At 52.4% G+C, this 12685-nt stretch carries 10 protein-coding genes; 9 read left to right on the top strand and 1 reads right to left on the bottom strand.

The window, feature by feature from the left end:
• The first annotated feature begins 100 nt into the window (after positions 1–100).
• Together AC1DWB_RS01775 and AC1DWB_RS01770 are read left to right on the top strand one after the other, a co-directional pair.
• The gene (locus AC1DWB_RS01775) at positions 101–895 is read left to right on the top strand and encodes a M15 family metallopeptidase (protein ID WP_477539326.1); all 795 of its coding nucleotides are present in this window, start codon (positions 101–103) and stop codon (positions 893–895) included.
• Between the two features lie 354 nt (positions 896–1249).
• On the top strand, positions 1250–2377 hold the full coding sequence (locus tag AC1DWB_RS01770) for a stalk domain-containing protein (protein WP_477539297.1): 1128 nt from the start codon (positions 1250–1252) through the stop codon (positions 2375–2377).
• Between the two features lie 123 nt (positions 2378–2500).
• Here the strand turns inward: AC1DWB_RS01770 and AC1DWB_RS01765 are convergent, their stop codons facing one another.
• Positions 2501–3355, bottom strand: a complete 855-nt coding sequence (locus tag AC1DWB_RS01765) for a helix-turn-helix domain-containing protein (protein ID WP_477539296.1) — start codon at positions 3353–3355, stop codon at positions 2501–2503.
• A gap of 125 nt (positions 3356–3480) precedes the next feature.
• On the opposite strand from AC1DWB_RS01765, the gene AC1DWB_RS01760 reads away from it, so the two are divergent.
• The 7 genes from AC1DWB_RS01760 to AC1DWB_RS01730 all read left to right on the top strand — a co-directional run bounded on the left by AC1DWB_RS01760 (position 3481) and on the right by AC1DWB_RS01730 (position 12456).
• Positions 3481–4767, top strand: a complete 1287-nt coding sequence (locus AC1DWB_RS01760; protein ID WP_477539295.1) for a Gfo/Idh/MocA family oxidoreductase — start codon at positions 3481–3483, stop codon at positions 4765–4767.
• A gap of 523 nt (positions 4768–5290) precedes the next feature.
• On the top strand, positions 5291–6349 hold the full coding sequence (locus tag AC1DWB_RS01755; protein ID WP_477539294.1) for an alpha/beta hydrolase family protein: 1059 nt from the start codon (positions 5291–5293) through the stop codon (positions 6347–6349).
• A complete protein-coding gene (locus AC1DWB_RS01750; RefSeq protein ID WP_477539293.1) occupies positions 6315–6614 on the top strand; it encodes an MGH1-like glycoside hydrolase domain-containing protein in 300 nt (99 codons plus the stop codon). The genes AC1DWB_RS01755 and AC1DWB_RS01750 overlap by 35 nt, the downstream gene beginning before the upstream one ends.
• Positions 6615–6748: 134 nt before the next feature.
• On the top strand, positions 6749–7606 hold the full coding sequence (locus tag AC1DWB_RS01745; protein WP_477539325.1) for an ABC transporter permease: 858 nt from the start codon (positions 6749–6751) through the stop codon (positions 7604–7606).
• A gap of 18 nt (positions 7607–7624) precedes the next feature.
• Entirely contained in the window at positions 7625–8500 is an 876-nt protein-coding gene (locus AC1DWB_RS01740) for a carbohydrate ABC transporter permease (protein ID WP_477539292.1), read from the top strand.
• A gap of 32 nt (positions 8501–8532) precedes the next feature.
• Entirely contained in the window at positions 8533–10065 is a 1533-nt protein-coding gene (locus tag AC1DWB_RS01735; RefSeq protein WP_477539291.1) for an extracellular solute-binding protein, read from the top strand.
• A gap of 129 nt (positions 10066–10194) precedes the next feature.
• Positions 10195–12456: a helix-turn-helix domain-containing protein gene (locus AC1DWB_RS01730; RefSeq protein WP_477539290.1), complete on the top strand. Its 2262-nt coding sequence runs from the start codon at positions 10195–10197 to the stop codon at positions 12454–12456.
• The last annotated feature ends 229 nt before the right edge of the window (positions 12457–12685 follow it).

Genomic DNA, 12685 nt, shown 5'->3' with positions numbered 1-12685 from the left:
AAACGAGCCTACCAGGAATGATGCATACTGAAACCTAGGAGGAATTCCCTTGAAGAAGATCGTCACAACGCTAGTCCTGATTACTACAGCCACTACCCTAATGACAGGATGCGGCTCCAAATCGGCGCCCACACCAACGCCAACAGCTACACCCACAACAGCTCCAACTCTATCGCCAACACCTGCAGCGGCAACTCCAACACCAGTGGCAACCGCAACCGCTCCACCTGCAGTGTCTGCCTCGCCCACTCCGACTAAACCTCCGACAGGCTCATCCGGCAGTAAACCGGGGGATGCGGTGCAGGTCGTGGCCTCGCCGGAAAGTATAACCGCGTTGGTCAATAAGCAGTTCAAGCTACCCGATCAATACGAACCCAAGGATCTGGTATACCCGGACGTTGCTTTTATTTTTAGTGAGAAGACCGAGAAACGCAAAATGCGCAAGGAAGCCGCAACTGCACTCGAACAGATGTTCGCTGGAGCGATGAAGGATAAGATCGAGCTAGCCGGGGTTTCGGCCTATCGTTCTTATGCTACGCAAAAAAATCTTTTCGACAGTTATGTCAAACGGGATGGCGAAGCCAAAGCCCGGACCTATAGTGCGGTACCCGGCCATAGCGAGCATGAGACGGGGTTAGCGATTGACGTATCCGGAAGCGATGGTAAGTGCGCAGCACAAGACTGCTTTGCAGGGACCCCTGAAGCCAAGTGGCTGGCATCACATTCGGCCGAATACGGGTTCATCATTCGGTACCCGAAGGGTAAGGAAGCCATCACAGGCTACCAATATGAGCCTTGGCACATTCGCTATGTGGGCAGCAAGGTGGCCAAGGAGATATCATCACGAGGCATTACAATGGAAGAGTACTACAATGCTGTTCCGGTGAGCCAGTAATACCTTTTATGCTACAAAAAAACCTGCCCGGTATAATTACACTGGTCAGGTTTTTTCAGGTTAATGGTTGAAAAAGATAGCTTTGTCCTGGCCGCATTCGTACGAATCCTGCAAAAATACATCATTTATGATCCGTTTGCATCCGAAAGTTCAATAATGTTGCGAAAGTGCAGCTTTTTAGCTGTAATTCGGTCGAAATCAAGATCTTGTCAATAAAATCCTGCACATTTGCAGCAATCCATTTGCCATCTGTTACCAAATTCATGCAACCTTTCGTGAACAACGTGCGTCTGAGGCAGTGTCAAGAGTAATGGACAACACATCCTCGGATAATACGGAAGGAGCAAGACAACCATGCTCAAGAAGAAATTAGTTGTACTGGCCACGGTAGTGGGACTACTCGGCACGACAGCTGCAGTCGGAGCGAGCGAGATTCTGGAAAAAGTAACGGGTATCGTCCATAAAGATGTGAAAGTGGTGGTAAACGGAGCAAACACATCTCTCACGCCGGTATACATCGATGGAAAAGCGTACATCCCGGTCCGCGACGCTTCGGCCGATCTGGGCTACGAAGTGACATATGACGAAGCCAAGAAGGAAATTGGGCTGAATAAGATCAAAGAGGAAGCGGCGAACTATATGCGCGGCACCGGAGTAATCGTGGGTATCCAGCCGACGAAGGACGGACAGTACCGGATCGAGCTGCTCGGCAAAGGCTCTAATGCCTGGGTCATTCTGTACGCCGACGCCAAGACCGTAATCAAGGACAGATCCGGCAATGTCGTGTCTGCCGATACTCTGAAGGCCGGCACCCAAATCACCGCAGAATACGGTCCGGTCATGGCGATGAGTTTCCCAGGACAATCCCACGCCGCGAGCATCACCGTTGAGGCGGATCGCCTGGTGAAGGAAGACGTCATCCAAACCGTGAAGCAAACGAACGATGGCTGGCAAGTCCAGTTCGGCGAAACGAAGGACGGCACAGCTGTACCTAGCTTGACACTCAACGCAGGCAAGGAGACGAGTGTCATGACCGCTCAAGGCGAATCGGTCAAGTGGGAGGATCTGAAGGCTGGCACCCGAGTCCGCGCTTACTACGGACCGATCATGACCAGGAGCATTCCGCCGCAGAGCCCGCTGTACTACCTCGTGGTACTCGGTGATGCTCAAGCTCCGGCCGGCAAAATGTCGGCGGAAGCCGCGCAGGAATACCGCGACCTGGCATGGGCCAAAGTGACTGACGACGTGTCGCATATTAAGACCAAGCCGGACGAGGCTGTCGTTAAGATCGTCTCGGCCCAAGGTTCGGGTATCATGGCTTCCACAGACGAGGAAAAGAAACTGCTGGGTGAGCTCCAAGCTACGAACGGTGCTCTCGTGACGGTCACATACAACACCGATCTGGATGAGCTGCTCGGACCGTTGACCGTGGCCTTCGACCTCAAGACGAAAGCGTTCGTCGGCTTCATCCCTAGAGAGTAAAGGGCCTCAGGGTACTTGGGAGCATCGAAATAATTAGACTTTGTATGGATTGGCATACATGGGACTGTCCTGGAGGGGGTTTAACCCTTCGGGGCAGTCCTCTTTATTTTCCCCTTCTTCCTCCTACTCCTTCCGATATTGTCTCGGCGACTGCTGAGTGACCTTTTTGAATACTTTCCCGAAATGCGAGAAGTTCTCGAATCCCACCTGAATGGAGATATCCAAAATGGACATGTTCGTTTCCTTCAACAACCGCTGAGCCTGCCGAATTCGAACCGTCTGCACATATTCCGTTAATGTGAAGGCAGTGAGCTCTTTGAATGTATGGCTAAGGTAATAGGGACTCATATAGAACTTCTCCGCAAGCGAAGACAGACTCAGGTCTTCCGTGACATTCATGCGGATATATCGCGAGATTTCCGTTATTTTCTCATGAAGGAGCGATTGGAGCGGCAATAGGGTCGTTTCCAGTTTCGTAGTATGTCGAGCGGCTAGCAGCAGGAGGTCGATGAGGGTCATCTTCATCCGGATTTCGTAGCCTGCGGGTCGCGTTTGCAGTTCCACGAGCATGTTGTGGAGGAGACTTTCTACTTGGAGGAAATCCTTCCCCTTGAATCGATAAACCGGGTTATCTTCATGAAACGGTCTCAGCAGCAGAGGAACATGCTCCCTGTAGTGTTCGTGGATAAAAGACTCGAAAAAGTAGAAAACGACGCGCTCATGTTTAGGAATAGTGGCCTCGGACGTTCGATGCACCTCTTGGGATTTGATAAACACCAGGTCACCGCTCTGGATATGGTACGTATGGTCCCCTATGAAATAATAGCGTTCCCCGGAGAGCAAGTAGTAGATTTCATATTGGGGATGAAAATGCTCCAGCGGCATTGTGTAAGGCTCTGTCTTTCTCGCAAACTCAATGGAAAAGGGCGACGTTTCATGGGCATACCACAATACAGGGTCTTTGATGTGCAATCTCATTCACCTCACTCTCAATATAACAAGAAAAGCGGGGTATTGTGAAATAAAAGCAAAAAGGAAGGAGAAATATGACCAATATTGCGTTAGTATAAAACCCAGATGACGATTCTGAGGAGTGATGCTATATGACCAAAAAGAAATATGTCCTTGTTGGGACTGGAGGAAGGGCAGAGTTTTTTTACTCGGCTATTGCTAAGGATTATCGGGAAACTTCGGAGCTTGCTGCGTTTTGCGATGTCAATCAAACCAGGATGAATTATGCGAACCAGCTGCTGGAGCAGAAGTATGGATACCGTCCAGTAAATACATATCGGGCCGATCAATTCGATGAAATGATTAAGCTCGAGAAGCCGGATGCCGTAATCGTCACAAGTGTAGATCGGACCCATCATACGTATATCATTCGAGCGCTGGAGCTGGGCTGCGATGTCATTACGGAGAAACCTATGACCGTGGATGAGAACAAGTGTCAGGAAATACTTGATGCGGTTAAACGAACCGGGAAAAATGTGAGAGTCACATTTAATTATCGATATGCGCCCCACCATACGAAAGCTCGCGAGTTAATCATGAACGGCGTGATCGGGCAAGTCCATTCCGTTCACTTCGAATGGCTGCTGAATACGATGCACGGGGCCGATTACTTCCGTCGATGGCATAGGGACAAGCGCAACAGCGGCGGACTGCTCGTGCACAAATCAACGCATCACTTCGATCTGGTCAACTTCTGGATCGGCTCTCAACCAGAGGAAGTATTTGCTTTCGGGGACTTGTTGTTTTATGGCCGGGAAAACGCGGAGAAGCGCGATGAAACCAAGTTTTACGAACGCGCAACGGGGAATCCGCTCGCTAAGGACGATCCGTTCGCCCTGCACCTCGATAGCAATGTTCATCTGAAGGCGATGTATCTTGATGCCGAACACGAGGATGGCTATCGCCGCGATCAAAGTGTATTTGGTGACGGGATCAGTATCGAAGATACGATGGGCGTTCTAGTGAGGTATAAGAATAATGCGATTCTAACGTACTCCTTGAATGCCTATATGCCATGGGAAGGGTATCGCATCGCATTCAACGGCAGCAAGGGGCGGTTGGAGATGAACATTGTAGAGCAATCCTATGTGAACTCGGGTGGCGACAAAGCATTGGAAGGGGCCTTGAAAGATAAGACCATCACTGTCTATCCGATGTGGAAGCCGCCTTATGAAGTGGAAGTAGAAGAGGGTCAAGGCGGGCATGGCGGTGGCGATCCGGTCTTGTTGAACGACATCTTCGGGACGCCAGTGTCCGATAAGTTCAACCGTGCGGCGAACCACATTGACGGTGCTCGGTCCATTCTCACCGGCATTGCGGCGAACAAGGCGATCCGGACTGGACAGCCGGTGAAAGTGGATTCGTTATTGAATTTTTAAATAGGTATGTATGTAGGTCTCCCAATCTTCATATTGGATGTCCTGTGATTACGTGGGATCATCTAGGGACCGGTATCAGAAGATTCCACTCGGAAAAACCGGACGCGGAGCGTACGGAAAACGTAACTTGTTGAAGGAAAGAAGGACAAGAGAGGGCAGGCAGAGGGAGTGGAGAAGCGTCAGCGTTCGCCTTTGTACTTGAATGCTCACCACTACATCTAAGATCAAGGCATTCAAGTACAATAGCGGTCGTGACCCCTCTGCCTGCCTCCCCACGCGCCAAACTGAATGCAACGACCAAGGACCGTCCGGTGCGCTTCCGGACGGTTTTTCTTACTCTGCTACAACATTCTAACAGGCCAATCCCTGCAGATACTCGGATATGATTATGCACTCGCTCTGGATTGTCAGCCCCGGATCGTCAATCCCTTCGGTAATGATTGTAGACGGTAATGAGGCGATTCATTAGCATCAGTAGTGTCAGTCGAGGAGCTGAGGGGAACAAGAGAATGGAGGGGGAAAAGTGCATTACGAAAAATACGAGGATCGGGTTCAGATCGGGAAACAGACAGACCATCCTCGGCAGAACCGCTACTCGCCCTATTGCGATTTCATTTATTATCGCTCTTCCCGCCATCCTGAGCTTTTGCTAGCTATGCGGGTGCTGAAGCCCGGGAAGCCGTCGCGTCTGGTGGTGACGACACATGGCTGGCACATGAGCATCCCGCCATTCGAGGCCATGGACACACCGGCGGGGGAGGAATTGGTCCTCGAGGTCGATATGCGAGGACGTGCATTCTCCGACGGTTCGCCGGATTGCAACGGCTGGGAGCTGTTCGATGTGATGGACGCGATCAACTATGCACGGCAGCATTACCGCGACTGGATGGATGATCCCTCGCTCGTCTATTTCGAAGGTGGAAGCGGGGGCGGAGGGAACGCTTATGCGATCATCGCCAAGTTCCCGGACTTGTTCGCAGCGGCAACGGCGATGTGCGGCATAAGCGATTATGCCGTCTGGTACGAGCACGACGCGATAGGGGAATTCCAGGATGAGCTGGACATCTGGATCGGCCATCCGCCGCAAGCGAATCCGACCGCTTACGCCTCGCGAAGCGGGCTGGCACTGGCTTCCAACCTGCTGACACCGTTGTTGGTATACCATGGCGACACGGATATCCGTGTCCCTGTGGAACAAGCCCGGATGTACAAGGAGCGGTTGGAAAGGCTTCAGAAGAGCGAACGACTGGAGTACTGGGAGCTGGAAGGGGTCGGTACCCGCGAGCATTGGGGACATGCGACGGCACAGCAGCTGGATGAGATGCGCTATCGGAGCGAGCAGCATCGGATTAGACATGCCAAGCCGATCGATATTCCAGAGCGAGGCCGGTTCACGATAGGCGGCTATTTGTTCACGAAGCGCTTCTCCATCGTACTCGATTCGCTGGATCAGGTGGCCGAGGTGGAATACGACCTGAGCGGCAGCCAGTTTCTCGTAACAACACCAGAAGGCGGCCCGTGCAAGTATACGTTGGAATTATTCGAAGATGTACAACGCGCGGGCTACGCGCAACCCTTCTAACTGGCTCGGTCCCATCTGGGGAATCTCGAATTACATGACCTTCCGCGGACTTATGGATTACGGCTTCGAGAACGATGCGAAGGAATTGGTGGAGAAGATGGTGCTCCTATTCGGCCGGGATATCGAGCGCTTCGGCGGCCTTCATGAATATTACCAGCCGGACAATGGCGAGCCGATGCTGAACAAGGGCTTTCGGAACTGGAACTATTTGGTGATGCAAATGATTGCTTGGCTAGAAGGTCGGCCGGTGATCAAGGAATTCTAGAAAGGTTAGACAGAAGGAGGACGAGCATCTTGCTCGCACAACATAAAGCTGTACCCGACACGACATCGCGATCCGCGACGGTTGGTAGGAGACGAATTGGCAAGCTGCTCATTCGCGACCAATGGCTCTACTACATGCTGCTGCCTGGCATTATCTATTTTATTCTGTTCAAATATTTGCCCATGTGGGGCGTATTGATCTCGTTTCAGAATTACCAGCCCTTTCTCGGATTTTGGCATAGCGACTGGGTGGGACTCAAGCACTTCACTCGTTTTTTCGGGGAGCCGACGTTCTGGATGCTGCTTCGCAACACGATCGTGCTGGCGATTTACAACCTTGTATTCTTCTTCCCGCTGCCGATCATTATCGCCCTGCTGCTGAATGAGGTACGTCATGAACGATTCAAACGATTCATCCAGACGATGATCTACATTCCGCATTTTTTCTCCTGGGTGGTTGTGGTCGGGATGGCCTATATGTTGCTTACGGTGGAGGGCGGCTTGGTGAACGAGCTGATTGCCATGGCAGGCGGCGAGAAAGTCAATTTCCTGATCAGCAGCGAATGGTTCCGCACGCTCATTCTGTCGGAGGTCATCTGGAAGGAAACGGGATGGGGCACGATCATCTTCCTCGCGGCACTCGCCGGGGTCGATCCGCAGCTGTATGAGGCATCTAAGATCGATGGGGCTAACCGTTGGCGCCAGCTGTGGCATATTACGCTGCCTGCGATTCGAAGCACGATCGTGATTTTGTTCATTTTGCGGCTCGGGCATTTCCTGGATACCGGCTTCGAGCAAATTATTCTGATGCTGAACGCGTTGAACCGCGACGTAGGCGAAGTATTCGACACTTATGTGTATTCCGTGGGGATTAACCAGTCTCAGTTCAGCTACAGTACGGCGGTGGGGTTGTTCAAATCGCTCGTTGGGCTAGTGCTGGTGCTCGCATCCAACGCGCTGGCCAAAAAATTCGGGGAAGAGGGCATTTATTAATGCCGAGAGGAGGATTCTATGTTAGGCCGAAATTCAGGCAGTCGACTGTTCGATAGTTTCAACTACGCCTTCTTGCTATTGCTCGGCTTGCTGGCGGTCGTACCGTTCCTGTATATGGTGCTCGGCTCGTTCGCCGCACCGGAGGAATATGCGAAGCAAGGCATCGTCCTCATTCCGACGCAATTCTCGTTGTCTGCCTATGCTTACATTTTTTCGACCGATACGATCGTGCGCAGTCTTGTGAATACGATTATCATTACGATATCAGGTACATGCATTAATATTTTCTTCACCGCTCTGATGGCTTACCCCTTATCGCGCAAGGAGCTGCTTGGACGCCGGCCTGTCATGTTGATGATCATTTTCTCCATGTTATTCAGCGGAGGGATGATCCCGACTTTCCTGATCGTCAAGACGCTGGGGCTCACGAATACGCTCTGGTCGCTGTTGATCCCTGGTGCGATCAGCGCATTCAATCTCATTATCCTCAAAAACTTTTTCCAGCAAATGCCGGAGGGCATCGAGGAATCAGCCAAGATAGACGGCTGCAATGACATGATGATATTGTTTAGAATCATACTCCCCTTGTCCATGCCCGCGATCGCCACGTTCTCGCTGTTCTACGCGGTCGGTCATTGGAACTCGTTCTTCTCGGCCATCTTGTACATCAATGATACGTCGAAATGGCCGATTCAGGTGCTGCTGCGGCAGGTGGTCATTATGTCCGAAGGGGGCATCGGGGACTCGAGCCAGGTGAACGAAGCCGTCGCGATTCCGCGGCAATCGATCAAAATGGCCGTGATCACCGTTTCGACGCTGCCGATTCTGATTGTTTATCCGTTTTTGCAGAAACACTTCGCCAAAGGCGTCTTGTTAGGTTCGGTTAAAGGATGAAGGTATTCACTATTAGGGAGGCTGGAATTACGATGAATAGAACAAAGAACTGGAAACAACTTCGGGTACTCGGAGTCGTATCTGTCGCACTTACGACGCTAATCGCGGGCTGCGGAGGCCAAGAGCCTGCTCCATCCGATAAGACGCCGACTGCGGTCGGCGAGAAGGAGGTCCCGAAGGAGCCGCTCAAGCTGTCTATGATGAATATGTACTACACGCCGGAGCCGCCTAAGGCGGACAACGAGGCGGTCAAGCTGATCGAGGCCCACACGAACACGAAGCTAGACATCACATGGGTGCCCAATTCAGCTTACAACGACAAGATCAACGCCACCATCGCGGGGGGCGAGCTGCCCAAAATCATGATGATCGCGAGCAATAAATCATCCGGGATCGTGAATGCCGTGAAATCCGGGATGTTCTGGGAAGTAGGCCCTTATCTGAAGGACTATCCGAATCTGAGCAAGCTGAATCCGCTTGTGCTGAACAATATCTCGATTGACGGGAAAATTTACGGGATCTACCGGAGTCGCCCTGTCGCCCGCGAAGGGATCATTTACCGCAAGGATTGGCTGGATGCGGTCGGTCTTAGCGAGCCGAAGACGATTGACGATTTTTATAATATGGTCAAGGCGTTCGCGACGAAGGATCCGGACAAGAACGGCAAGGACGACACGTTCGGCATGTATGAAGGACGGGGCATGAACGGCTTCCAGACCATCTTGGCCTGGAATGGCGGGCCGAATCTATACGGCCTTCAAGACGGAAAGGTGGTGCCGGACTTCATGACGAAGGAGTACATCGACGCGCTCAAGCTGTATAAGCGGATGTACGACGAGAAGCTGATCAACCAGGATTTTGCTGTCGTACCCGGCACCAAACGCCAGGAGACGGTCAATCAGGGAAAAGCGGGACTCATTATCAGCACGCTGGACGATGTGAACGCAGGCTTCAATGATCTGGTCAAAGCGAACCCTAGCGCGGTGCTCGACGTAGCAAGCCGGATTAAGGGACCGAAGGGCGAACGGCTCATGCTATACAACGGGGGCTATGTGGGCGTGTATATGTTCCCGAAGACGAGCATCAAGACGGAGCAGGAACTGAAGCAAATTCTCGGATTCCTGGATAAGCTCGGGGACAAAAAGCTGCAAAACTTGTTCGAATGGGGCGTTGAAGGCAAGCATTTCAAGGTCGAGAACGGCAAGCCTACGCGTACGGACGGGAAGGCATACGAAACCGACATCAACTCGATCTACCAGCTCCGCTATGATGACGGCAGCCAGACGGATGCAGGTGAGGATGCGCCGATCGTTAAGAAATACAAGCAAATGTTCCAGAAGAACACGGAAATCGCTATCGCCAATCCGGCGGAATCATTCGAGTCGGCTACGCTCGCGGAGAAGGGCTCGGAGCTGACGAAGATCGTCCAAGATGCGCGCGTCAAGTACATCATGGGTACGATCGACGAAGCCGGCTGGAACCAGGCGGTGGACCAATGGCGTAAAAGCGGCGGAGACAAAGTGATCGAAGAATACACCGCTCAGTATAACAAGCAGAAAAAATAGGTGAACGTGAATCGCGAGACGAGATAGAATCATTTGCGTTACAATGGAAGCACTGTCTCTCGACGAAGGTAGCTTTACCTAGCCTAGCATGTTAACAACAAGTAGCTGTTTTGTGGAGGTTGTAAGTTTATGAAAATCCGCTCCCCCCGTTTCTTAATGAGGCTGTTCCTGTTCAGTCTGGCTCTGGGCACCCTGCCTGTCTCCGTATTGGGCGTGTTGTCGTACCACAAGTCATCCGCGATGATCGAGGATAAGGTGGCGAAGGGGAATCAACTGAACATGCAGCAAACGCAGCAACGGGTGGAGCAAATTCTTCGGGCTGCGGATACAACGGCTACGCATTTTATTAACTCGGCGTTGGTAGTCAGTGCGATCAATATGAAGCTGGTCCCGGAGCAGTTCCAGACGGTTAACGGCTTACTGCTAGGGCTGCATCAATTGCAAAGCTTCGAGTTGGGGATCGACGACATCGTGCTGGTCAGCTTCAATCAAGGGTGGGTGCTCGATAATAGCACCGAGGTATTGCGGCTGTCGGACTATCGCGAGGCTGAGCAGTTGGATCGATACAAGCAAGCGGGTAAATCGACCTTCTGGGCCTCGACAGCGAACGGCGATCAAGTCCATCTAGTGAAGAAGCTGCCCCTGAATTCGCTGAATCCCTCCGGATTGCTTGTTGTTAAATTCCAGAGCGAGGAGCTCGCCCGCCTGCTAGCGGGCAGCAGCGAGCTGGGCGAGGTGATGATCGTCAGCGAAGCCGGGGGGGTGCTCGCGCATAGCGACCCCTCGCCGGGCTGGCGAGCAGCCGGGTATGAGGAGGCTTTGCGCCTTGTACTTGCAAGCGAGAATCCGGTCGGAAGCTTCCGGACGAAGGGCGATGACCAGGCGGCGGTGGTGTATCGGAAATCCGCCTATACCGGGTGGGCTTATGTATCCATTGGCTCCGTCGAGCTGATCACCCAGGATTCCCAAGTGATCAAGTGGTACACCTATACGATTTGCTTCATTATTCTCGGCGTCACCTTAACCTTGTCCTGGCTCGGCTCGAGAAGAATGTACCGTCCGATCAACAGGCTGTACCGCGACTTGCAGGCCGAGCCGGATCTCAGACCGATCGGCAATGCCGATGAGATCGGGTATATCGGCCACCAGGTGCGGGATATTCTCGGCGCACAGACGAACCTGAAGAATATGGTGGCACGACAAAGGTTCCAATTAGAAGAGCTGTTCATGATCAAGCTGTACGAGGGCGAGCTGTCCCCGCGCGAAGTCGGCGAGAAGCTGGCCGCCTTCAATTGGGATCGGCAGTGGACGCATGTGTGTGTCATAGCGGTGCAAATCGATACATTGCGCGAGACCCGGTACGAGGAAATAGACGAGGATTTATTGCTGTTCTCCATCAACAATATAGCGGAAGAGCTGATCCCGCTGCCGCGAAGGCTGAAGCCGGTAGTCATGCACCGCAAGCAGGTCAATCTGATGGGGTGCGCGGCGGGCGAGGAAGAGCGGTTTAAGCAGATGATCAATGAGCTATGTGCGGAGCTGAAGCTGAAGGTGGCGCAATTCCTGGAGCTGAGCGTGACGTTCGGCGTCAGCCGATCGTATGGGACGATCAGCGAAGCGCGACTGGCTTATGAGGATGCGAATGAAGCGTTGAAATATGCGATTCGCATGGAGCCGGGCTCTGTGATCTATATCGAAGATGCGGAACCGGAGGGAACCCAGCTGGCTCGCTTGCCCGTGACGATGGAGCGGGAGCTGCTCGATGCCGTCAAGCTGGCCGATGAGGAGCTAGCTCGAGAGCGGTTAGCCGCCTACTTGCACGGGATCTTCCAAGAGAAGGTCAGCCATCGTGAATATTTCGTGCCGTTAACATCGTTGCTGCTCGCGCTTGTCCGTCTGCAGCAGACGCTGGGTGACGAGAGAGAAGCTGATATCAAGGGGGAGAAGTCGCTCATTGACGAGCTATACAACCTGAAGACGGTCAAGGAGCTGGAGCTGTGGTTCTGGCATGTGCTGATTCACCCCCTGATTAATCGGTTGGAAGGGTTGCGGAAAAAGCAATATGCCCGTATTTCCGATCAGATGCTCGCCATTATTCAAAGCGAGGCGGACACCGAGCTGTCTCTCGAGGACTGCGCATCCAGGCTGGGTTATCATCCTGACTACATCCGCGGCGTATTCCGCAAGGAGGTCGGCGTCAGCTTCAGCGATTATGTGTCCACGTATCGGCTGAAAAAGGCCAAGGACCTGCTGACCGATACGGATATGAAAATCACGGACATTGCCGAAAAGCTGCATTACACGAACCCCCAAAATTTCATACGGTATTTCCGCAAGCAGGAGGGCATGACGCCTGGACAATACCGCGAATTGCAAAGGAAAAAAGAGTGAATGGATGCTCTGTACGACGCAGCCAGCTTGCTGAAGTGGGAGACTTCCGACTACCTGTACCATGGAGAATCATTAAGATTGTGGCTGAGAAGGGCTAACCCTCAAGTAGATCATCTACTTGAGGGGCGGCTTTCTTTGTACATGAGTGCGTTTGAAACTCAAGGGCTGTCGCGTAAAGAAATGTAACGGGGTAAGAAAAAGAATCTTGTTCGTAACCTTTAGGCCACCT

The sequence above is a fragment of the Paenibacillus sp. P4_E11 genome (genome assembly GCF_056401635.1).
This window is presented reverse-complemented; position numbering and strand designations above follow the sequence as displayed.

What these genes read in the sequence shown, in the direction of transcription:
- AC1DWB_RS01775 (WP_477539326.1), top strand. Translation starts at nt 101, where the DNA reads ATGACAGGATGCGGCTCCAAATCGGCGCCCACACCAACGCCAACAGCT.
- AC1DWB_RS01770 (WP_477539297.1), top strand. Translation starts at nt 1,250, where the DNA reads ATGCTCAAGAAGAAATTAGTTGTACTGGCCACGGTAGTGGGACTACTC.
- AC1DWB_RS01765 (WP_477539296.1), bottom strand. Translation starts at nt 3,355, where the DNA reads ATGAGATTGCACATCAAAGACCCTGTATTGTGGTATGCCCATGAAACG.
- AC1DWB_RS01760 (WP_477539295.1), top strand. Translation starts at nt 3,481, where the DNA reads ATGACCAAAAAGAAATATGTCCTTGTTGGGACTGGAGGAAGGGCAGAG.
- AC1DWB_RS01750 (WP_477539293.1), top strand. Translation starts at nt 6,315, where the DNA reads ATGTACAACGCGCGGGCTACGCGCAACCCTTCTAACTGGCTCGGTCCC.
- AC1DWB_RS01745 (WP_477539325.1), top strand. Translation starts at nt 6,749, where the DNA reads ATGCTGCTGCCTGGCATTATCTATTTTATTCTGTTCAAATATTTGCCC.
- AC1DWB_RS01740 (WP_477539292.1), top strand. Translation starts at nt 7,625, where the DNA reads ATGTTAGGCCGAAATTCAGGCAGTCGACTGTTCGATAGTTTCAACTAC.
- AC1DWB_RS01735 (WP_477539291.1), top strand. Translation starts at nt 8,533, where the DNA reads ATGAATAGAACAAAGAACTGGAAACAACTTCGGGTACTCGGAGTCGTA.
- AC1DWB_RS01730 (WP_477539290.1), top strand. Translation starts at nt 10,195, where the DNA reads ATGAAAATCCGCTCCCCCCGTTTCTTAATGAGGCTGTTCCTGTTCAGT.